Origin of the sequence: uncultured Marinobacter sp. (genome assembly GCF_947488835.1) — a bacterium.
Lineage (GTDB): Bacteria > Pseudomonadota > Gammaproteobacteria > Pseudomonadales > Oleiphilaceae > Marinobacter.
On the sequence record NZ_CANLBK010000001.1, the window covers coordinates 790956 to 811354 of the forward strand.

Sequence of the window (20399 nt, forward strand, 5' to 3'; positions counted from 1 at the left end):
ATTGCGCAATTTAAAATTACGGAAAGTATTTTCAACAGAGGTTTTTACTGAATGGCGAAGACAGATGCTATTGAAATGGAAGGGGTTATTCTTGATACTCTTCCGAACACCATGTTTCGCGTTGAGCTGAGCAACGGACACGTTGTTACCGCTCACATTTCCGGCAAGATGCGTAAAAACTACATCCGCATCCTGACCGGCGACAAGGTCAAGGTTGAATTGACGCCTTACGATCTGAGCAAAGGCCGAATTGTGTACCGCGCCCGTTAATATTACGGCCGACTTCGAAGACGAATAAAAAAACCGCTGCATCATTGCAGCGGTTTTTTTGTTAGTGCCTTTGCTTGGCTGGCCTGCCAGCCGTCTCAGACGGCTTCTGCAGGTTCATCCTCATAATCGAACACCAACTCATCATCCTTGAGGTGGATAAATACATCCCCGCCCTTCTCGGACAGCCTGCCAAACAGTATCTGCTCAGCAAGTGGGCGCTTGATCTTGTCCTGAATCAACCGCGCCATGGGGCGTGCACCCATCGCGACGTCATAACCCTTATCCGCAAGCCACAACTTGGCCGCATCATCCACATGCAGAACCACGTGCTTTTCATCCAGCTGCGCCTGCAACTCGGTGAGGAACTTGTCCACAACGTGAGTGATGGTGTCCCTCTGCAGGTCCCCGAACTGGATAATGCTATCCAGACGGTTGCGGAACTCCGGCGTGAAGGTCTTGCTGATAATTTCCATACCATCACTGCTGTGATCTTGCTCGCTAAAGCCCATCGAGCGCCGAGCCATGCTTTCAGCTCCGGCGTTGGTGGTCATCACGAGAATCACATGGCGGAAGTCAGCCTTGCGCCCGTTGTTATCGGTCAAGGTACCGTGGTCCATTACCTGCAAAAGCAGGTTGAACACTTCCGGGTGCGCCTTCTCGATTTCGTCCAGCAGCAGAACACAATGCGGGTGTTTGTTAACAGATTCCGTTAACAAACCGCCCTGGTCGTATCCTACATACCCCGGTGGGGCACCAATCAGACGAGAAACTGTGTGGCGCTCCATGTATTCCGACATATCGAACCGAACCAGTTCGACCCCAAGCGCTTTCGCAAGCTGCTTGGTCACCTCTGTCTTACCAACGCCCGTGGGCCCGGCAAACAGGAAGGAACCCTGGGGTTTCTCAGGCGCTTTCAAACCGGCACGGGCCAGCTTGATTGCCATTGTCAGCGATTCAATGGCGGGATCCTGTCCGAACACCACCATCTTGAGATCACGCTCCAGATTGCGCAGCAGATCCTTGTCGCTGGTAGACACGTTCTTCGGCGGAATACGAGCGATCTTCGCAACCACATCCTCAATCTCCGGGACATCCACCGTTTTCAGGCGTTTATCCTCAGGCATCAGACGCTGCCTTGCGCCAGCCTCATCAATTACGTCAATGGCTTTATCCGGCAGGTGGCGATCAGTGATGTAACGATCCGCCAGCTCTGCAGCGACGCGCAAAGCCCGATCTGTGTATTTCAGATCGTGGTGCTTTTCGAAGTTCGACTTGAGCCCCCTGAGAATCTGGTAGGTATCCTCAACGCTCGGCTCGTTCACATCGATCTTCTGAAAGCGACGGGCCAGCGCACTGTCTTTCTCGAAAATGCCACGGAATTCTTGATACGTCGTGGATCCAATACAACGAATCTCACCTGAGCTCAGCATTGGTTTTAGCAGGTTCGAGGCATCCATTACGCCACCAGATGCAGATCCCGCTCCAATAATGGTGTGAATCTCGTCGATAAACAGAATTGCGTGCTTTTGTTTTTTCAACTCCGCCAGCAGTGCCTTCAGGCGCTTCTCGAAGTCACCGCGATACTTGGTTCCTGCCAAAAGTGCGCCAAGATCCAGCGAATACACGACGCCGTCGGAAATAATATCCGGTACCTGACCATCGACGATGCGCTTGGCAAGTCCTTCTGCAATAGCAGTCTTGCCTACGCCAGCCTCACCGACCAATAAAGGGTTATTTTTGCGCCGGCGCACAAGAATCTGCACCACGCGTTCAACCTCATGTTCACGACCGATCAACGGATCAATCCGTCCTTGACGGGCTTGTTCATTCAGGTTGGTAGCGTATGTCTCCAAAGGTTTGGACTGCCCACCTTCTTCGCCAGAATCTTCAAGTGACGCCTGCTCAGTGCCTTCCTGATCTTCAGCACCTTGAACACGGGATATGCCATGGGACACGAAGTTGACGACATCAATGCGTGCAACGCTCTGTTTCTTGAGCACATACACGGCCTGGCTTTCCTGCTCACTGAAAATGGCGACCAGAACATTGGCACCGGTAACCTCTTTCTTGCCAGAAGATTGCACATGAAATACGGCGCGCTGCAATACTCGCTGAAACCCTAGTGTTGGCTGGGTCTCGCGCTCGTCATCGCTACCCGGAATCAATGGTGTTGTGGAGTCCACAAATTCAACCAGCTCATCATGAAGCTGCTTGAGGTCTGCACCACAGGCTTTGAGAACACCCACTGCAGATTCATTCTCCAGCAGAGCCAACAACAAATGCTCTACGGTCATGAACTCATGGCGCTTGTCGCGGGCACTTTTAAAGGCCGAATTCAGCGTAATTTCAAGATCTTTGCTCAGCATGGGCCACCCCAACTTGTATCAGTCTGCACATTCAATCTCGCAAAGGAGCGGATGGTCGCATTCAGAGGAATACTGGTTCACCTGTGCCGCCTTTGTTTCCGCGATGTCTCGGGTATACACCCCGCATACCGCCTTTCCCTGCGTATGGACGAGCAGCATCACCTGTGTCGCCTTTTCTTCATTCATACCGAAGAAGGTCATCAACACATCCACTACAAAATCCATGGGTGTGTAATCGTCGTTCAGAAGCATCACCTTATATTGTGCCGGACGCTTCAGTGCAGGCTTTTCGGGAGCAACGCTCAGATCGTCATGACGTCCTGGCAGTTCTTCCTCCCCCTGATTTAATACTAGTAGAGAATTTTCGATAGTCCGCATCATTCTTTACCGGTTATCGGTGTCCTTCATTAATGTGGTTGCCTGGTACCGGGTTTTCAAGTCAGATCCAAACCCGAGCGTGAGATAATTAACAATACGAACATGATACCGCTTCCGGACTGCGTTCAACCACACATTACCGCAATACAAGCTATTGACTCGACCCCGGGTTTCACCGACAGTTAACCTACCGTGTAAAATAATGTAAATATATGAGCGGTTCATGTAACTGCCCCGTAGAGCTAAAACCGGAAAAAAATACTCGAAGCTGGTTTTGAAGCTAACAACAACAAGTGACAGCAAAGGAACAAGGGAGTTCATCATGCCAAGAGGCAAGGTAAAGTGGTTCAACAATGCCAAAGGGTACGGTTTCATCATTGAAGATGGCTGCAGTGACGACCTGTTTGCCCACTTTTCATCCGTGCAGATAGACGGGTATAAAACACTCAAAGCCGGCCAGACGGTCAGTTTCGAGAAGAAGCCCAGCGACAAAGGCGTGCATGCCGTAAACATAGTGCCAGATGAGCAGCCGGCTGCGGCAAACACAGTTAGGCAAGATACAGCCGAGCACGAGGACCACCCCCCTCGCACCATGAACGGCTAAGGCATCTCTATCAGACAAGCCCTGCACATAGTGAGCCTTCCTGCCGGAGCAATCCGGCGGGCTCTTGATTGTTTATGCGCCGAGTATTCAACCTGCGTGGCGCTTCCAAACTCTGCCTTTTCTCCGTAACCTCCCTTCTTAACCTCATTTCCTCGCCCTGGAGACACCTCTGTGGCTGAACTTATTATCTTTAACAAGCCCTTCCAAGTACTCTGCCAATTTACCGATGAGCCTGTGGCTGATGGGCGGGCCTCACGGGCCACCTTGGCTGACTGGATTCGCATTCCGGGCGTCTACCCTGCTGGCAGGCTGGATTACGATTCGGAGGGGCTATTATTGCTTACCAGCGATGGGGCTCTTCAGCATCGCATTGCATCGCCTGGGCAAAACATGCCTAAAACCTACCTGGTTCAGGTTGAAGGCACTCTTTCTGCACGCGCCATAGAAAAGCTATCCGCAGGGGTAACTCTCAAAGACGGCCCCACCAAGCCTGCAAAAGCACGCATCATCACGGAGCCGGAACTTTGGCCAAGGACACCACCCGTGCGCCGCCGCGACACGGTACCCACCAGTTGGCTGGAACTGATCATCACCGAGGGGCGCAACCGGCAGGTGCGGCGCATGACAGCTGCAGTCGGGTTTCCAACGTTGCGATTGATCCGCTATCGTATCGGTGACTGGTCGCTGGATGGGCTTGAGCCGGGCAAATATCGAAAGATAGCCATCAACCTGCCCGCGGCATCACACCCTGGAAAACAACCGTTCCACAGACGTTCGGCCAAGACGCCAAGTAGAGGACGAAGCTCATGACCTGGACCCCACACGCCACCGTCGCAGTGGTTGTTGAAGATGCTCACGGTCGCTTCCTGATGGTTGAAGAGCACAGCAGCGGCAAAGTTGTATTTAATCAGCCGGCTGGGCATGTTGAGGAAGACGAGGCCATTCTCGACGCGGTACGCCGGGAAGCTCTGGAAGAAACAGGCTGGGACATCGAGCCCGAGCACTTTCTCGGGCTGTACACCTACAAGGCGCCTGCTAACGGGGTGACCTACTACCGCTTCTGCTTCATTGGCAGAGCACGCAAACAGGTAACCCATGAGCTCGACACCGGTATTATTGCGGCCCATTGGCTATCGCTGGAAGACATCCGGCAGCTGGGCGACAAACTTCGCAGCCCGCTTGTGATCAAAAGCATAGAGGATTACCGAAAGGGCCGGTGCTTTCCACTGGATGTCATCGCAGACTCGCAGACGTAACCGGCACAAAATGGTAAACTCCCGCGTTTTGCACCGGTGCCCAGAGCTGTCATGACAATTCCATCATTCGAAGCAAAGTCTCCCGAGAAAACCCGCGTCATCGTTGGCATGTCCGGTGGTGTCGATTCATCGGTTGCTGCCTGGTTGCTCAAAGATCAGGGCTATCAGGTTGAAGGCCTGTTCATGAAGAACTGGGACGAGGACGACGGGACGGAATACTGTACTGCCATGACCGATCTGGCCGACGCCCAAACCGTAGCCGATGCAATCGGCATAAAGCTCCATACTGCGAGCTTTGCAGCCGAATACTGGGACCGCGTATTCGAACACTTCCTTTCCGAGTACAAAGCAGGTCGCACCCCCAACCCGGACATTCTGTGCAATAAAGAGGTGAAATTCCGGGCCTTTCTGGATTATGCGGTTACTTTGGGCGCGGACTACATTGCTACCGGGCATTATACCCGCCAGCGCCCGCTTTCAGATGGCTCAGGTAAAGCACACCTGCTGAAAGGTCTGGATAGCAACAAAGACCAGAGCTACTTCCTGCATGCGGTTTCAGGGGATCGAATCGCTCGCACCCTGTTCCCGGTGGGTGAGCTGGAAAAACCCGAAGTTCGCCGGATTGCCGAGCAACAGGGGTTCATAACCCATGACAAGAAAGATTCCACCGGCATCTGCTTCATTGGCGAGCGCAAGTTTACCGACTTCCTGAAGCAGTATTTGCCAGCGCAGCCGGGTGATATCGAAACTCCGGATGGTATAACAATCGGCCGACACCAAGGCCTGATGTATCACACCATAGGCCAGCGTCAGGGCCTTGGCATTGGCGGCTTGAGCGATTTTAATGACGAGCCTTGGTATGTGGCCGAGAAAGATCTTGAGCGCAATGTACTGCGTGCCGTACAGGGCAAGCACCACCCTCTTCTATTTTCTCGCGGGCTGTTATCAGACCCAATTGACTGGGTTGCAGGTAAACCGCCAGCCAGTAGTTTCCGCTGCATGGCAAAAACTCGCTATCGCCAACCGGATCAGGCCTGTGAAGTCACGGTTATTGATGGTGGTGTTCAAGTTGTTTTTGATGACGGCCAAAGAGCAGTGACACCGGGGCAATCCGTAGTTTTCTATGACGGCGACATTTGCCTTGGGGGTGGCGTAATAACCGAAACCTGGCGTGATGGTGAAGCCCTGCCAGATCGTGTCCTCACAACACAGCGTACGCAGGATTCACACCCATGAGCCGGTCGCTCCACGACCAGACCCTTGCATTGGCGGGCGTATTTCAAGCCGCCAATCTGGTTCAGCAAATTGCGAACAATGGCACCTGCAACACAGACAGCCTCGAAACCTGCCTGCGCTCTCTATTTGCAACCGACCCGGCCAGCACCCTCGATGTTTATGGTGGCGAACTCGCCGATGTGCGTGAGGGGCTGGTTACGCTCTCTACGGTTATGAGCGAACAAAAGAAGCAGCAGGATATTGAGGTGCTGCGCTACGTACTGAACCTTATTCATCTGGAATCCAAGCTCAACCGTCACAACGACATGCTGGAAGTGATTGGCAGCCGAATTGATCAGGCCCGGCACACCGCCAGCCATTTTGGCTACGTGCATTCGAACCTGATCAGCAACCTGGCTTCCATTTATACAGACACCATCAGCACCTTCAGCCTGCGCATTCAGGTGAGCGGCAACCCTTCGCTGCTACAACGGGATGAGAATGCCGCCAAAGTACGGGCACTTCTACTGGCAGGCATTCGATCCGCCGTGCTATGGCGACAGTCCGGCGGGCGCCGATGGCAGCTGGTTTTATCCCGTCGGAAGGTGATCCAACATGCGCGAGAACTCGCCGAGAAAGCGAACCGCTCGTTCGATAACTGATCTGTTGCCACTGATTCACCCGCCATGCTGGTGTATTATGGTCTATCCCTTTTTCTGAACCGATTCTTTGATTATTTGAGAGGTTTTCAATGGAACTCAACGCCCTGACCGCCATATCCCCGGTCGATGGACGCTATGGCAGCCGAGTCAGCGTTTTTCGTGATATTTTCAGTGAGTACGGCCTGATCAAGAACCGCGTGACGGTAGAAATCCGTTGGCTGCAACAATTGGCGGCGCACCCGCAGATTACCGAAGTTCCAGCATTCAGCCCAGAGGCAAATGCCTTTCTTGACGGCATGGTCAGCAACTTCAACCTGCAAAATGCCGAGCGCATCAAAGAAATCGAGCGCACCACGAACCACGACGTAAAAGCCGTTGAGTATTTTATCAAAGAACAAATTGCCGAGGTTCCGGAACTGCACGCAGTCACCGAATTTGTGCACTTTGCCTGCACCTCGGAAGACATCAACAACCTGTCTCACGCTCTGATGCTGCGGGAAGGCCTGGCCAATGGCCTGCTACCTGCCATGAACCAGGTTGCCGACAAGCTGAGCGATCTTTCCCAAGAGCATGCAGAGCAGCCCATGTTGTCACGCACCCATGGCCAGACAGCCTCACCAACCACCGTCGGCAAAGAGTTTGCCAACGTGGTGTACCGCCTGCGCCGGCAAATCAAGCAGATCGGCAACATTGAAATTCTGGGTAAGATCAACGGCGCCGTAGGCAACTATAACGCTCACATCTCTGCTTATCCTGCAGTAGATTGGGCAGCCAATGCCAAAACCTTTATCGAAAACCTCGGCCTCGACTTCAACCCGTACACCACACAGATTGAGCCCCACGACTACATCGCCGAACTGTACGATGCCGTTGCCCGCTTCAACACCATTGTGATTGATCTCGACCGGGATATCTGGGGTTATATTTCACTGGGTTACTTCAAACAGAAAACCATTGAAGGCGAAGTGGGTTCCTCCACCATGCCCCACAAGGTTAACCCCATTGATTTCGAAAACTCCGAAGGCAACCTGGGCATTGCGAACGCGGTACTTGGGCACTTGTCTTCCAAGTTACCGATTTCCCGCTGGCAGCGCGATCTGACCGACTCAACCGTGCTACGCAATCTGGGCGTTGGTTTTGCCCACAGCCTGATCGCCTACGAAGCCACCCTGAAAGGGCTAGGCAAGCTGGAGATCAACCCCGCGCGCCTTGATGAAGACCTCGACAACGCCTGGGAAGTGCTTGCGGAGCCGATCCAGACAGTGATGCGCCGGTACAACATTGAGAAGCCCTACGAAAAACTCAAAGCACTGACCCGTGGCAAAGCCATGACGCCTGAGGTGATCCAGAACTTTGTTGAAACCCTTGAGATGCCAGACAGTGCAAAAGCGGAACTCATGGCGCTGACACCCGGCAATTACATCGGTAACGCCGTTGACCAGGCCCGCAACATCTAACTTGAGGAAGCACACAATGGATATGCTTGGCGGACTTTCGCCTTCGGAATTTCTGAGGGACTACTGGCAGAAAAAGCCTCTGGTCATCCGCCAGGCATTTCCCGGCTTTCAATGCCCCGTTGACGCCAACGAACTCGCCGGCCTTGCCTGCGAGGAAGGCGTAGAATCCCGCATCATTATCGAAAACGATAACGGCAAGCCCTGGCAGCTGCACAACGGCCCCTTCCCGGAAGACCACTTCAGCAAACTGCCTGCACAGGACTGGACACTGCTGGTCCAGGGCCTGGACCACTGGGTTCCGGAGATCGCAGATCTGCTCGAGCATTTTCGTTTTGTGCCTAACTGGCGCCTGGACGACATCATGGCCAGCTATGCGCCCAAAGGCGGCAGCGTAGGGCCTCACTACGATCAGTATGATGTATTTCTGCTGCAGGCACAGGGGCACCGCCGCTGGACCTTCGGAGGCCGCTGCGATCAGACCTCGCCCCGGGTAGCAGGCACCCCCCTGCGCATACTCAGCCGCTGGGAAGGCGAAGAAACTGTAACCCTTGAGCCTGGCGATATGCTGTACTTGCCGCCAGGCATAGGTCATCACGGCGTAGCCGAAGATGATTGCATCACTTTGTCAGTGGGCTTTCGTGCGCCCACTGTTGACGACTTGCTTACCGGCTTCACAGACTTTCTGTGCAACCAACCGGGGGCCGACGCCCACATGAACGACCCCGACCTGCAGGTTCAGAATAACCCCGGCACGATCGCGCCTGACGTCATCGACCGCTTGCAAGCGGTACTTAGAGAAAAGCTGGATGACAAACGTCAACTGGCGCTATGGTTTGGCCAATACGCCACCGCACCCAAAAACACGGATGTGGTTGTGCCGGCAGAAGAACCCGCTTCAGATGAAGATATCGCTGAGGCTATCCGCGCGGGTGAGCAGCTGCGCTGGAACGAAGGTTCCCGTTTTGCGTACCATGATGAGAGCGACCAAACCGCTTTGTTTGCAGACGGAGAACAGTTTCTACTCAAGGGTGATGCGCGCCCCTTGGCACCCTTGCTGTGTGCCGGATCGCGCATTGATATGACCGGACTGAAGCAGTTCGCTGGCGACCCTGCCCTCCTCGGCTTGCTGACAAATCTCTATAATCAGGGCTCGGTGTATTTCGAGTGATGCCATGACCGTTCGGATTCGAAAATACAGCTGGCAACTTGCCCCGGGGCATATCCGGGAGATTCGCCAGAAGGTCTTTGTTGAAGAGCAAAAGGTGCCACCTGAGCTGGAGTGGGACGACACCGACGAAATTGCAGATCATTATCTTGCGGTGCTTCCTGACAACACCCCGGTAGGCGTCGCCCGACTGTTTTCAACCATGGGCGAAACCGGCCATATCGGGCGCATGGCCATACTGCCCGCATTCCGCGGCCAAGGTATCGGAGAGGCATTGCTTCAACACTTGATCGTTGAGTCTGCCGGGCAATACCAGGAACTAAAGCTATCTGCCCAGCAGCACGCTATTGCATTTTATGAACGGGCCGGCTTCCATGTCTGTTCCGAACCATACGACGATGCCGGCATACCTCATCTGGATATGCGCTGCCTGGCTCCGGCTCTGCTTGAAGCACAGGCAGGCTCTGGAAGGCTCAAACCTCTGCAACTGGGCAAAGATGCTCAATCCTGGCTTTTTGAAAGCGAAAGCAGCCTGCTGGGCCTTATGGACTCAATGGTAGGGCAGACGAGCCAACGACTGTGGCTGTATGACCGCATACTTGATCACGATCTGTATGATCGCAGCAGGTTCCGGGAACTGGTGTCGGATCTTGCTCGCCGCCACCGGCTTAGCGAAATCCGCCTGTTGATTCATGACGACCAACCCTTGATAAAGCGCCGCCATCAATTGGTCGAGCTAATGCGGCGACTGCCCAGTAAAATCGATCTCAGGTTGATCAACAGCGACTACCCTCACGATGACCGGCCTTTCCTTATCTCAGATCGCGAAGGCGTGGTTTACCGAAACGATTTTATCCGACCTTCAGGGTTCGCCAGCTTTGCAGATGGCGGGCGTGTCAGGTTGCTGTCTGAGAACTTCCAGCGCATGTGGAACGCTGGGCGCACCTCGCTTGAACTGCGCGAGCTACCGATCTGACGGGGGCGCCAGGTGCGCGTCCCCCGATTCAAAACGGGCGCCAAAGGGAGCAAATTCCTCGTCTACTTCTTCCGCAACATCTGAAATCAACCTTCGTAGCCACTGATGATCCGAGTTGTGTTGCAATAGCGGGCTCCAGGCCATCTTCAGTTCAAAAGGCGGGATCTCGAAAGGCGGAATTTTCACCACCAGATTAACGTTGTCTTTTTGCAGCCAGGCAGCCCGGGATGGCAGCGTGGCGATCAAATCGTGTTGCTCAGCCAGTAGCATGGCCGATTGATAATGTCGGGTGAATACTGAAATTTGCCGCTTGCTACCCATACGCGACAAGGCTTCATCAACCCATCCAAGCCGCTGGACGTCCTTTGGATTTACTCCCACACCAACTCCAAACCCGGTTTTACTGACCCATATATGGCTGGCCCCCAAGTATGAATCCAGAGTGAAAGGCTCTTTCAGAATCGGGTTTCGAGCATTCATCAGGCAGGCAAAGTATTCAATCCAAAGTGTCTTCTGGTGAAACGACTGAGGAATTTTGTCAAACCGGTTAATCGCCATATCCAGACGACCCTGCTCCACATCCAGAAAACTCACATCACTGGGAGTGAGAACATCAAGCGTCACATAAGGTGCTTCCTGTCGGATTCGACGTAACACCCTTGGCATCAGGCAGGATTCTGCATAGTCACTGGCCATGATGCGAAACACCCGCTGGCTTTCCAGCGCTGCAAACGGTGTTTTTTCCTGCACTGCCTGCTCAATATCTGAAAGGATACTCCTGACCAAGGGCTGTAGTTCCTGTGCGCGCTCAGTGGCGGTCATTCCTTCGCTGGTTCGAACCAGCAAAGGGTCACCGAAAAGATCCCGTAAGCGGCGCAAGCTGTTGCTCATGGCCGGCTGGGTAATACTCAGGTGGTTCGCGGCCTTGGTTACATTGCGCTCCCTAAGCAAAACATCCAGATAAACCAGAAGATTAAGATCAATACGGGAAAGATTCATGAACGCCTCCTGAGGATCGAAAACACTATTGACCGGGCGAAACCTTTCAGCCCCATTCACCCGCCTAATATACAGCAACCAGTCAATTCACAGAATCAATACACAAAACGAACTTTCACATTTGATTCCGGTTTCAATGCAATATTTCTGCTAATCTTTCTGATACTTGCCGGAAGTTTCGGTACATCGAGTCAGAATTTTGTCGCAGGCATGACTTGCCCAAAAGCTGGAGTCATTACATAACAAATGAATACCATCACAATTGTCCTTGCCCTGGCGGCGATCGTTGTCATATCGATCATCGTAATTGTCGTCACTCAAATGCGCGAAAAAGCCCGCATTGAGCGTGCTCGCAAAATCACAGCACTGGGGGACAGCTACAAGCGGTGTGAACGCCTGCTCGCTGAAATTCCCGGACAATATCTGACATCTGAGCTGAAGCTTTTGTTACTCAAGCGCATGCTGGACATTTGCAACGATTTGGCAGGACTTAAATCCAGCCTGCCCGTGAATCAGTGGCGCGAATCTGCGGAACAACGAAAAACACTGGTTCGAGAAAACCGCGATGAGATCAGGCAGATCAGAATAGATTCGGCAGAGAAATCGAACGCCACCAAAGAACTGCTTCAAAATTTATTCAAACTGATTGAATCCATGCACAAAAGTGGGCGTATCGATGCCGCAACCGCCAAAAAGAACCTGAAGTATGTGCTGTTTCTGGTGCACAAAACCCACGCAGATCTGCATGTGTTTCAAGCGCGTGACCTTATCCGCCAGAATGAGATACGTAAAGCCATTCACGCCTACCATCTGGCCAGCACAGAAATGGGTAAATCACAGGATAATCCGCTTGCCATGAAAGCGGTCAAGAGCTTCCGGATTCGTATAAAGGAACTGGAAGCCATGATGACAGAGGGTGGCAACGGGAACCCTGCAGAGTCCGGTTCCAAGCTCGACAAACAATGGGACGACTTTCTTCACGATGAAGAGTGGAAGAAGAAAGCCGACTACGATGACTAAAGGCTTTAAACACCGCCTCTCCTTTCGCCTCACCCGTGACACGGTTCTGATTGCGATGGTGTTAGGGGTTATTCTTAACGTTGTACAAATCACCCTGGATTACTTCTCTGCACGCGAGTCAATGGAAGAGGACATACAGGCGCTGATTGAAATCAGCCACAACCCGGCCTCCCAGATTGCTTACAATATTGACGTACGCTTGGCCGAGGAGCTTCTTGACGGCCTCCTTCAGCACCCTGCCACCATTGATGCGCGAATCGTAGACAGTGACGGCAGCACCATGGCGGCCGCCAGCAAAAGAAGCTCCGATTCACCCTATCGCTGGATCAGCGACCAATTGTTTGGTCCAAGCAAGGTATTCAGCCGCCAACTGCGCGTTAGCCAGCTCAACAACCTCCCACTTGGCCAGCTTGCTGTAACGATTGACACATACCACTACGGTTTGCAGTTCCTGGAGCGCGCCAGTTACACGCTGCTTAGCGGCTTTCTGAAGAGTCTCATACTGTCAGCGTCATTGCTCCTGATCTTCTACCTCATACTGACGCGACCCATGCTCAGCGTGATCAATACACTCAGCGAAGTGAAAGCTGATTCACCGGAAAAAATCCGACTGCCCGTGCCACCAGGCCACAGGCAAGATGAAATTGGCACAATGGTCGGGATTATCAACCAACACTTGAACACCATGGACACCACGCTTGCGCAGTTGCGCAAGGCAGAAAGTGCCATGAAAAACTACTCCAGCGAACTGGAACACGAAGTTGAAAGCCGCACACGGGAAATATCTGACAAGAACCAGGCGTTGCAGCGTGGTAATCGGGCGCTGGTAAAAGCCAAAGAAGATGCCATGCGTCGAGCCAAGGCAAGGGCAAACTTCCTGGCCAGCATGAGCCATGAAATACGCACACCGCTGAATGGTGTGCTCGGGATGCTCGGGCTTGCCCTGGAGGCCGAGCAGGACCCTTCAAAACACCACAGCCTTGAAATTGCTTTGTCGGCAGGCGAAAGCCTACTTGGCATACTCAATGACGTCCTGGACATTTCAAAAGTTGAAGCGGGTAAACTCAACCTCGAAACCATTCCCTTTAGTATGCGTGGCCTGATTGAAGAGTGCGCCACCCTGCACACTCAGCAGGCTGGCAAAAAAGGCATTGAGTTAATTGCAGAAACAGCGCCTGAGTTTCCGGATCAGTTCCTGGGTGACCCAACCCGTGTAAGGCAGATTCTGAACAACCTGCTTAGCAACGCAATCAAGTTCACAGAGACGGGCAGCGTGCGTATAGACGCAGTTTACTCTGCTGGCATCATGACCATCGAGGTGTCCGATACCGGCATAGGTATGAGCAAAGAAGGTCTGCGTCGAATATTTTCACCCTTCTCCCAAGCCGATACGCAAACCACACGCCTGTATGGGGGCACTGGGCTGGGCCTGACGCTCTGTCGGCAGTTAATAGAGCGTATGCATGGTGAAATATCAGTCGATTCGAAAGAACAGCATGGAACCCGCTTTACGGTCACTTTGCCACTGCCGATATACAGCAATCCCAACCTGGCCAGCACCCTCGAGCCTTCCAAACCGGCTAATTTAGCCAAGCTCACTGCGGCACCACAACCCGCTCTCCGGGTACTTTTGGTTGAAGATAACGAAGTAAACCAGATGGTGGCGTCTACACTACTTAAGAAAATGGGGCACCGTGCCGACATCGCAGAAAATGGACAGTTGGCGCTAACAGCCCTCGAACAAAAGCCGTACGATCTTGTGCTTATGGATTGCCAGATGCCGGTAATGGATGGCTACGAAACAACCCGGCGAATCCGAAAAAATCCGGACTGGCAGAACTTACCCGTGATTGCCGTCACAGCAAACGTAATGCAGGGTGACAGGGCCGACTGCTTTGCCAGCGGCATGAACGATTACATCACCAAGCCATACAACCGTAAGCAGTTATCCGAAGCGATTACCCGTTGGGCTCCGCCTCAATCTCATGAGCCTCAATAGCCTTTAGCACCGCATTGAGCTCGTGCCTAAGGGCAAGCAACCGTTCCGGCGAAACATCCAGGCCGCATAGCAGCTTTTGCGGGACTTGCGCCGCCTGTTCCTTCAACCCTGCGCCCTCACCTGTCAGCGATATAGTGACCACTCGCTCGTCATCCTGACGTCGCTCCCTGTGAATCAGCCCCCGTAGAGCCAAGCGTTTCAATAGGGGCGTAAGCGTGCCCGAATCCAGCCGCAACCGTGTACAAAGATCGGAAACGCGGGTTGGCTGATTGGCACTGGCCCGCTCCCAGAGCACCAGCATTACGAGGTATTGGGGATAGGTAAGCCCAAGCTCGGCAAGCAATGGGCGATACCTTGAGGTAATTGCCCGGTTGGCCGCATACAGGCTAAAACAGATCTGATTATCCAGTGCCAATAATTCGTTCAAAACCTGGCCTACAACAGCTTTTCAATATCCGCTTTGATATCTTCGGGCTTGGTGGTGGGTGGATAACGGCGCAAAACCTTACCATCACGCCCCACCAGGAATTTCGTAAAGTTCCACTTCACTTTTTCTGAACCGAGAAGGCCTTTTGCCTCAGACTTCAGAAACTGGAACAAAGGATGTGCGCTGTCGCCATTCACATCAATTTTAGAAAACATCGGAAAATCCACGCCGTAGTTCAGGCTGCAAAACTCACTGATAGCTTTGTCATCAGCAGGGTCCTGGTTCAAGAACTGGTTGCACGGAAACCCAAGCACCTCAAGCCCCTGCTCCCCAAGCTCCTTGTGCAAAGCCTGCAAGCCTTCAAACTGCGGCGTTAATCCGCATTTACTCGCTGTATTCACGATCAGCAGAACCTGGCCCTGGTATTCAGCCATGGACTTTTCATTACCTTTGATATCTCGAACAGTGAAATCATATATAGAGCTGGTAGACACAAATTTCTCCCTGGCAAAATCATGAATACCTGCAAATCCAGGCATTTCTTACGATCAGATATTTATATTGCGCACAACTTAATTGGACACTACCTTGAAAAACCCACCCATGCAACGGTTCTCGAAGCGGAAATAAAGCCAATAATAGTGCTAACCCGCCATAATTCATCACAATTCCCCTGTTGCCGTTGGCCTCGCCTCCGCTAGAATAGGGGTTTGCCTTTACGGCAGATGCCTGTTTTACGTTTATTGACTGAGGAAGCCCGGGTCTTATGCAGAACTACTACAAATCCGCCAAGCTGGATAACGTGTGCTATGAAATACGTGGCGTAGTTATGCGGGAAGCGCGCAGACTCGAGGAAGAAGGACACCGGGTACTCAAGCTCAATATTGGTAATCCTGCCTCTTTTGAACTGGACGTTCCCGAAGAGATCCAGCAAGACGTGATTTACAACATGCAACAGGCTCAGGGTTATGTGGAGTCAAAAGGCCTGTTTTCTGCGCGCAAGGCAGTCATGCACTACTGCCAGCAAAGAGGCATCGACAAGGTCGATATTGACGACATATTTCTGGGTAACGGTGTCAGCGAACTGATTGTGATGACCATGCAAGCCATGCTCAACACCGGCGATGAAGTTCTGATTCCTGCACCGGACTACCCTTTGTGGACAGCCGCCGTGACACTCTCCAGTGGCAAACCTGTGCACTACCGTTGCGACGAGGAACAGAACTGGTTCCCGGACATCGACGATATCCGCAAAAAGATAACAAACCGCACCCGTGCAATCGTGCTGATTAACCCGAATAACCCTACTGGCGCGGTATATAGTCAGAAACTGCTGGAGCAAGTTATTGAGCTTGCCCGCAAGCACAACCTGATCGTGCTCTCAGACGAGATCTACGACAAGATTCTCTATGACGGTACGCAACACGTTTCTACTGCGTCACTGGCAGATGATGTGCTCTTCTTTACCTATAACGGGCTTTCCAAGAACTACCGGGCTGCCGGTTACCGCTCAGGCTGGATGATCATAAGCGGCGCCAAACACCTGGCCAAAGACCTGATTGAAGGCATCGACATGCTTTCCAACATGCGACTGTGCGCCAACGTACCTGCGCAGCTAGCTATACAAACAGCGCTGGGCGGTTATCAATCAATCAACGATCTGGTCGCACCCGGGGGCAGACTATACGAGCAGCGGGAAACTGCCTGGCGAATGCTCAATGACATCCCCGGTGTAAGCTGCGTAAAGCCTCAAGGCGCTCTCTACCTGTTCCCGCGACTGGATCCGAAAATACATCCGGTAGTAAATGATGAAAAGCTGGTTCTGGATCTTCTCCTGCAAGAGAAAATCCTTCTGGTTCAGGGCTCAGCGTTCAATATTGATGACAAGCAACATCTCCGGGTCGTATTCCTGCCCCGGAAAGACACGCTGGAGGATGCCATGACCAGACTGGGCAACTTCCTCAGCAAATACAGACAATAAAACGGCAGGCAAAAAAGAAGTGATTTATGGCTGACATCCATATCGAGGAATTCTACAAAGACGCAGCTATTGCACTGGTGCAGCTATACAACGCCTTTCCAAGGCGGGTAAATCTGTTTGTGGAAGATATTGCGGGCGCGGACCAGCCGGACGAGTTCGGGCTGCATAGCAAGCGCCATATGGCGTGCTTTGGCACGTTATTATGGCTGGCAGAAGAAGGTTTTCTTCGCTATGTGGATACTATTCGGCAGGACGCTCTAGATCAGGCGGTTCTCACCCAGGAAGCCTTCATACGTTTGAGCGCGCCTGCACCCGATACGCTTTTGCAGGAGTTCGGTGATCCTGAAGATTCCGCAGGCGCTCCCCTGCCACCGTCTCTAAAAGAAGACCTCTCCAGCCACATTCATCTTGTACGCACCGCGCTGAAAAGCCGTCACTCCTTGCGTATTGGCCATGTCGTTCGAGCAACACTTTTTACTGACAAATAAAGCTATTGGGCCTGACAGGGGGCAAATCAGATTTTCAACTTGAACCCGATCGCACGAAAACTGTCCTGAAGGGATTTACTGGTGCCTTTGAGCTGCACTTTCAGGCTGGAGCACTCCCTTCGTATGGGATAGTCCTTCCGCATGCGGTCAAACGCGGCACCGCGCTCTTCGCTGGTTGGAAGCCCCATGATATGGCGCAGGCGCGCATCGTCCTGCCTCGGGTCGTAGCAGGCCCGCAGCGCTACGCGAATGGCTGCTTGCTCATCGGCTGCACTTGTAAATGACACCTTGCTGAGCGCAGGTTCAGGCAGGAACTGGCCCGCTTGCTTGCGCGCCGGCAGCCCCAGAAACCGGCTAACCGCCTGGTAGATCATCCCGGTGCCCTGAACTTTACCCTCAAGGCTGTAGCCGGCAATGTGAGGGGTCGCCAGCCAGGTCTTTCCTACAAGCTCCTGGCTAACTCTAGGCTCTTCCTCCCAAACGTCAAGCGCTACCAGTGGCGCATTAGCCTGGCTCAGGCGCTCATGCAGTGCAGCGCCATCAATTACTTCACCGCGCCCGGTATTGATCAGCAACTGCTCGGAAGTCAGCGAATCCAGCTCACGCTTGCCGATCAAATGCAGGGTGGGGTGAGCAGAGTCTCGGGTTAATGGTGTATGGAGAGTAACCACATCGCACGCAAGCACTTCATCCAGGCTCACGAAGGCAAGGTCTCCTTCGCGCTCTGCTCTGGGTGGATCGCAAAGCTTCACACTGAAGCCCAGGCGATCCAGCTTTTCCGCAAGCTCACTGCCTACATTGCCGGCGCCAACAATCCCAACTGTGAGTTGCGACCAATCATTCAGCACCTTGCGCTCTGCATACAGAGACAAAACACTCAACACATATTCAACGACACTGTTAGCGTTACAGCCAGGTGCAGCTGAAAAACGGATGCGATTTTCTTCCAGCCAACTCAGGTCAATATGATCGGTTCCAATTGTGGCCGTTCCGACAAAGCGAACCGAACTGCCTTCGAGCAATTCACGGTTAACGCGGGTAACCGACCGAACCAGCAATATGTCTGCATCGCGAACATCGCTGGCACTCATCGTTCGGCCGGAGACACGCCGAATCTCACCTATGTCACCGAAAAACGCCTCCAACTGCGGAATGTTTTCATCTGCGACGATCAACATAATAAGCTCATGCCGCCTCAGTTTCTGCGGGGGCGGGGGCCGCCACGACCACCTGGCCCGCGTCCGCCCTGTCCTTGCGACGGCCTGCGGCCACGCTTACGGGTAATGGGCGGATTATCCATTTCAGCCATCAACTCTTCTTCCGGAACGGTTGTTTTGAGCTTTTGACCGATGTACTTCTCAATGGCCGGAAGACCAAATGAGTCGTCCTCTCCTGCAAAACTGACCGACACACCGGTCTTTCCTGCCCTGCCAGTGCGCCCAATGCGATGCACGTAATCTTCAGCGCTGTCAGGCAGGTTGTAATTGAACACATGGGTAACGCCATCCACATGGATGCCGCGCCCGGCAACATCCGTAGCCACTAGCACCTGAATGCTTCCGGCCTTGAACTGTTCCAGAGTTTTCAGACGCTTGGCCTGGGCAATCTCTCCAGACATAAGAGCAACTTTAACGCCCTGGTTGCGCAAATCCTCTTCGAGGTCCCGGCACTGGTCACGTCGATTGGCAAACACCAAAGCCTTTTCAACCTCAGGACGCTTGAGATAGTTCACCAACACCGGCAGTTTTTCGTCATCACCAACCATGTAAACCGTCTGTTCGACCCGCTCGGCAGTTTTCTGCTCCGGTTCGATCTCCACAAACTCGGCATTATTGGTCCACATAGACGCCAGGTTCAGAACGTCCTGATTGAAAGTGGCGCTGAACAGCAGTGTTTGACGTTCATCTTTAGGAGTGCACTTGCGGATAATGCGCTTTACATCAGGAATGAATCCCATGTCGAGCATTCGGTCTGCCTCATCCAGAATGAGGATATCGAGCTGATCAAGGAATACGTCCTGAGAGCCAAGGAAGTCAATCAGGCGACCCGGGGTGGCCACAAGAATATCAACAATACCGTTGTGCAGCTGTTCACGCTGTTTGTCATAATGCATCCCGCCCACTACGGTAACGACGTTGTGGCCCGTGTGTTTGCACAACGCTTCTGCATCCTTGGCAATCTGCATGGCCAGTTCGCGCGTAGGCGCCAGCGCCAGAACCCGAGGCTCAGATGCAAAGCGATCGCCCTCTGGTATTGGCGTTTCGAGCAGGCTCTGAATGGCGGTAATCAGAAACGCCGCTGTTTTCCCGGTTCCTGTTTGCGCCTGGCCTATCAAGTCCTGGCACGCCAGTGTCCAGGGCAGAGTTTCCGCCTGAATCGGCGTGCAGTATTCGAAACCAATGGCGGCAATGGCGTCCAGCAGGCGTTTGTCCAGATTCAGATCGCTGAATCTCAGATCGCCGGTGTGCTTTGAATCAGATGTCATGGAGTCTCAGTTTGCCTCATAATGTTCTTTTGCAGAATAGAGCGGAACCACGCGCCGGACATCATCACGCCAGGCTGTACTGAAGTTATCGTCGGTTCCATAAAACGATTTCAACGTATCAAAAAAGGACTGTGCCCGCCGCGGCAGACCAGTCGTCAAATAATTTTCGGCCTGGTCAAGCACTCTGGACCGGAAGCGGCATTCGTCAGACGCCCCCCCACCAGACAGGTTATCCACACTGATATGAAAATTCGAGCCGGCAGCCACTGAAAACAACCACTCGATAGCCTGTGGTTTGACCTCAACCTGTTCGAATGCCCGCTGTTGTGCAGGTGTCCGGCCGTCCGGGCAATACCAGTAACCATAGTCGTGAAGTGTGCGCCGGTGCTCACCTGCGACGCACCAGTGACTTATTTCGTGCAGAGCACTGGCATAATATCCATGAGCAAAAACAATCTGCGCAAGCTCACTGGTGCCACCAGCAGGCAGGTATTCAGGTTCTTTGTCGCCTCTGACCAGAATAGTCCGGAATGCCTCCTGGAACAGGTCATTAAACAACATGATAAGATCGTTTGGGCTGTGATTCATTGGGAAGCTATTGTGCGACTTTAACGCGCCCAATGCCAGAGGGAACTTTCTTGCGGACCCTAT

At 53.0% G+C, this 20399-nt stretch carries 21 protein-coding genes; 13 read left to right on the plus strand and 8 right to left on the minus strand.

What is annotated here, in order from left to right:
- Positions 1-51 precede the first annotated feature (51 nt).
- On the plus strand, positions 52-270 hold the full coding sequence (gene infA, locus Q0824_RS03665) for a translation initiation factor IF-1 (protein WP_071263575.1): 219 nt from the start codon (positions 52-54) through the stop codon (positions 268-270).
- A gap of 95 nt (positions 271-365) precedes the next feature.
- Here infA and clpA read toward each other — a convergent pair whose 3' ends face one another.
- Together clpA and clpS are read right to left on the minus strand one after the other, a co-directional pair.
- Positions 366-2636, minus strand: coding sequence for an ATP-dependent Clp protease ATP-binding subunit ClpA (gene clpA, locus Q0824_RS03670; RefSeq protein WP_298447616.1), 2271 nt, complete (start codon positions 2634-2636; stop codon positions 366-368).
- Between the two features lie 18 nt (positions 2637-2654).
- Entirely contained in the window at positions 2655-3014 is a 360-nt protein-coding gene (gene clpS, locus Q0824_RS03675; RefSeq protein ID WP_298449510.1) for an ATP-dependent Clp protease adapter ClpS, read from the minus strand.
- 322 nt (positions 3015-3336) lie between these two features.
- Here clpS and Q0824_RS03680 point away from each other — a divergent pair, with 322 nt between their 5' ends.
- The 8 genes from Q0824_RS03680 to Q0824_RS03715 all read left to right on the plus strand — a co-directional run bounded on the left by Q0824_RS03680 (position 3337) and on the right by Q0824_RS03715 (position 10349).
- Positions 3337-3618, plus strand: coding sequence for a cold shock domain-containing protein (locus tag Q0824_RS03680; protein WP_298447618.1), 282 nt, complete (start codon positions 3337-3339; stop codon positions 3616-3618).
- Between the two features lie 171 nt (positions 3619-3789).
- Positions 3790-4428, plus strand: coding sequence for a pseudouridine synthase (locus Q0824_RS03685; protein ID WP_298447619.1), 639 nt, complete (start codon positions 3790-3792; stop codon positions 4426-4428).
- Positions 4425-4874, plus strand: coding sequence for an NUDIX hydrolase (locus Q0824_RS03690; RefSeq protein WP_298447621.1), 450 nt, complete (start codon positions 4425-4427; stop codon positions 4872-4874). The genes Q0824_RS03685 and Q0824_RS03690 overlap by 4 nt, the downstream gene beginning before the upstream one ends.
- 51 nt (positions 4875-4925) lie before the next feature.
- Positions 4926-6110, plus strand: a complete 1185-nt coding sequence (gene mnmA / locus Q0824_RS03695) for a tRNA 2-thiouridine(34) synthase MnmA (protein ID WP_298447624.1) — start codon at positions 4926-4928, stop codon at positions 6108-6110.
- A complete protein-coding gene (gene hflD, locus Q0824_RS03700) occupies positions 6107-6751 on the plus strand; it encodes a high frequency lysogenization protein HflD (protein ID WP_298447626.1) in 645 nt (214 codons plus the stop codon). The genes mnmA and hflD overlap by 4 nt, the downstream gene beginning before the upstream one ends.
- A gap of 89 nt (positions 6752-6840) precedes the next feature.
- The gene (gene purB, locus Q0824_RS03705) at positions 6841-8208 is read left to right on the plus strand and encodes an adenylosuccinate lyase (protein ID WP_298447628.1); all 1368 of its coding nucleotides are present in this window, start codon (positions 6841-6843) and stop codon (positions 8206-8208) included.
- Positions 8209-8224: 16 nt separating this feature from the next.
- On the plus strand, positions 8225-9376 hold the full coding sequence (locus Q0824_RS03710; RefSeq protein WP_298447629.1) for a cupin domain-containing protein: 1152 nt from the start codon (positions 8225-8227) through the stop codon (positions 9374-9376).
- Positions 9377-9380: 4 nt separating this feature from the next.
- Positions 9381-10349 carry a GNAT family N-acetyltransferase gene (locus tag Q0824_RS03715; RefSeq protein WP_298447631.1) on the plus strand — a complete coding sequence of 323 codons (969 nt, stop codon included), beginning with the start codon at positions 9381-9383 and terminating at the stop codon, positions 10347-10349.
- Here the strand turns inward: Q0824_RS03715 and Q0824_RS03720 are convergent.
- Entirely contained in the window at positions 10338-11348 is a 1011-nt protein-coding gene (locus Q0824_RS03720; RefSeq protein ID WP_298447632.1) for a LysR family transcriptional regulator, read from the minus strand. The two genes, Q0824_RS03715 and Q0824_RS03720, sit on opposite strands and share 12 nt — an antisense overlap.
- 246 nt (positions 11349-11594) lie before the next feature.
- On the opposite strand from Q0824_RS03720, the gene Q0824_RS03725 reads away from it, so the two are divergent.
- Complete coding sequence (locus Q0824_RS03725) at positions 11595-12368, plus strand: hypothetical protein (protein ID WP_298447634.1); 774 nt, start codon at positions 11595-11597, stop codon at positions 12366-12368.
- Entirely contained in the window at positions 12361-14367 is a 2007-nt protein-coding gene (locus Q0824_RS03730) for an ATP-binding protein (RefSeq protein WP_298447636.1), read from the plus strand. The genes Q0824_RS03725 and Q0824_RS03730 overlap by 8 nt, the downstream gene beginning before the upstream one ends.
- Here the strand turns inward: Q0824_RS03730 and Q0824_RS03735 are convergent.
- Together Q0824_RS03735 and Q0824_RS03740 are read right to left on the minus strand one after the other, a co-directional pair.
- The gene (locus Q0824_RS03735) at positions 14327-14794 is read right to left on the minus strand and encodes a MarR family transcriptional regulator (protein WP_298447638.1); all 468 of its coding nucleotides are present in this window, start codon (positions 14792-14794) and stop codon (positions 14327-14329) included. The two genes, Q0824_RS03730 and Q0824_RS03735, sit on opposite strands and share 41 nt — an antisense overlap.
- An 8-nt stretch (positions 14795-14802) precedes the next feature.
- Positions 14803-15333 carry a glutathione peroxidase gene (locus Q0824_RS03740; RefSeq protein WP_366521624.1) on the minus strand — a complete coding sequence of 177 codons (531 nt, stop codon included), beginning with the start codon at positions 15331-15333 and terminating at the stop codon, positions 14803-14805.
- Between the two features lie 227 nt (positions 15334-15560).
- Here Q0824_RS03740 and Q0824_RS03745 point away from each other — a divergent pair, with 227 nt between their 5' ends.
- Positions 15561-16775, plus strand: coding sequence for a pyridoxal phosphate-dependent aminotransferase (locus Q0824_RS03745; RefSeq protein ID WP_298447642.1), 1215 nt, complete (start codon positions 15561-15563; stop codon positions 16773-16775).
- Between the two features lie 26 nt (positions 16776-16801).
- Complete coding sequence (locus tag Q0824_RS03750; RefSeq protein WP_298447643.1) at positions 16802-17263, plus strand: hypothetical protein; 462 nt, start codon at positions 16802-16804, stop codon at positions 17261-17263.
- A gap of 26 nt (positions 17264-17289) precedes the next feature.
- On the opposite strand, the gene pdxB is transcribed toward Q0824_RS03750, so the two are convergent.
- From pdxB to Q0824_RS03765, 3 genes are read right to left on the minus strand one after another with little or no spacing between them, the layout of a single operon-like run.
- A complete protein-coding gene (gene pdxB, locus Q0824_RS03755; RefSeq protein WP_298447645.1) occupies positions 17290-18441 on the minus strand; it encodes a 4-phosphoerythronate dehydrogenase PdxB in 1152 nt (383 codons plus the stop codon).
- 17 nt (positions 18442-18458) lie between these two features.
- The gene (locus tag Q0824_RS03760; protein ID WP_298447646.1) at positions 18459-19748 is read right to left on the minus strand and encodes a DEAD/DEAH box helicase; all 1290 of its coding nucleotides are present in this window, start codon (positions 19746-19748) and stop codon (positions 18459-18461) included.
- A gap of 6 nt (positions 19749-19754) precedes the next feature.
- Complete coding sequence (locus tag Q0824_RS03765) at positions 19755-20336, minus strand: elongation factor P hydroxylase (RefSeq protein WP_366521625.1); 582 nt, start codon at positions 20334-20336, stop codon at positions 19755-19757.
- Between the last annotated feature and the right edge of the window lie 63 nt (positions 20337-20399).

What these genes read in the sequence shown, in the direction of transcription:
- Q0824_RS03710 (WP_298447629.1), top strand. Translation starts at nt 8,225, where the DNA reads ATGGATATGCTTGGCGGACTTTCGCCTTCGGAATTTCTGAGGGACTAC.
- Q0824_RS03680 (WP_298447618.1), top strand. Translation starts at nt 3,337, where the DNA reads ATGCCAAGAGGCAAGGTAAAGTGGTTCAACAATGCCAAAGGGTACGGT.
- mnmA (WP_298447624.1), top strand. Translation starts at nt 4,926, where the DNA reads ATGACAATTCCATCATTCGAAGCAAAGTCTCCCGAGAAAACCCGCGTC.
- infA (WP_071263575.1), top strand. Translation starts at nt 52, where the DNA reads ATGGCGAAGACAGATGCTATTGAAATGGAAGGGGTTATTCTTGATACT.
- Q0824_RS03725 (WP_298447634.1), top strand. Translation starts at nt 11,595, where the DNA reads ATGAATACCATCACAATTGTCCTTGCCCTGGCGGCGATCGTTGTCATA.
- Q0824_RS03745 (WP_298447642.1), top strand. Translation starts at nt 15,561, where the DNA reads ATGCAGAACTACTACAAATCCGCCAAGCTGGATAACGTGTGCTATGAA.
- Q0824_RS03720 (WP_298447632.1), bottom strand. Translation starts at nt 11,348, where the DNA reads ATGAATCTTTCCCGTATTGATCTTAATCTTCTGGTTTATCTGGATGTT.
- clpS (WP_298449510.1), bottom strand. Translation starts at nt 3,014, where the DNA reads ATGCGGACTATCGAAAATTCTCTACTAGTATTAAATCAGGGGGAGGAA.
- Q0824_RS03740 (WP_366521624.1), bottom strand. Translation starts at nt 15,333, where the DNA reads ATGCCTGGATTTGCAGGTATTCATGATTTTGCCAGGGAGAAATTTGTG.
- purB (WP_298447628.1), top strand. Translation starts at nt 6,841, where the DNA reads ATGGAACTCAACGCCCTGACCGCCATATCCCCGGTCGATGGACGCTAT.
- pdxB (WP_298447645.1), bottom strand. Translation starts at nt 18,441, where the DNA reads ATGTTGATCGTCGCAGATGAAAACATTCCGCAGTTGGAGGCGTTTTTC.
- Q0824_RS03690 (WP_298447621.1), top strand. Translation starts at nt 4,425, where the DNA reads ATGACCTGGACCCCACACGCCACCGTCGCAGTGGTTGTTGAAGATGCT.
- hflD (WP_298447626.1), top strand. Translation starts at nt 6,107, where the DNA reads ATGAGCCGGTCGCTCCACGACCAGACCCTTGCATTGGCGGGCGTATTT.
- Q0824_RS03765 (WP_366521625.1), bottom strand. Translation starts at nt 20,336, where the DNA reads ATGAATCACAGCCCAAACGATCTTATCATGTTGTTTAATGACCTGTTC.
- clpA (WP_298447616.1), bottom strand. Translation starts at nt 2,636, where the DNA reads ATGCTGAGCAAAGATCTTGAAATTACGCTGAATTCGGCCTTTAAAAGT.
- Q0824_RS03760 (WP_298447646.1), bottom strand. Translation starts at nt 19,748, where the DNA reads ATGACATCTGATTCAAAGCACACCGGCGATCTGAGATTCAGCGATCTG.
- Q0824_RS03730 (WP_298447636.1), top strand. Translation starts at nt 12,361, where the DNA reads ATGACTAAAGGCTTTAAACACCGCCTCTCCTTTCGCCTCACCCGTGAC.
- Q0824_RS03750 (WP_298447643.1), top strand. Translation starts at nt 16,802, where the DNA reads ATGGCTGACATCCATATCGAGGAATTCTACAAAGACGCAGCTATTGCA.
- Q0824_RS03715 (WP_298447631.1), top strand. Translation starts at nt 9,381, where the DNA reads ATGACCGTTCGGATTCGAAAATACAGCTGGCAACTTGCCCCGGGGCAT.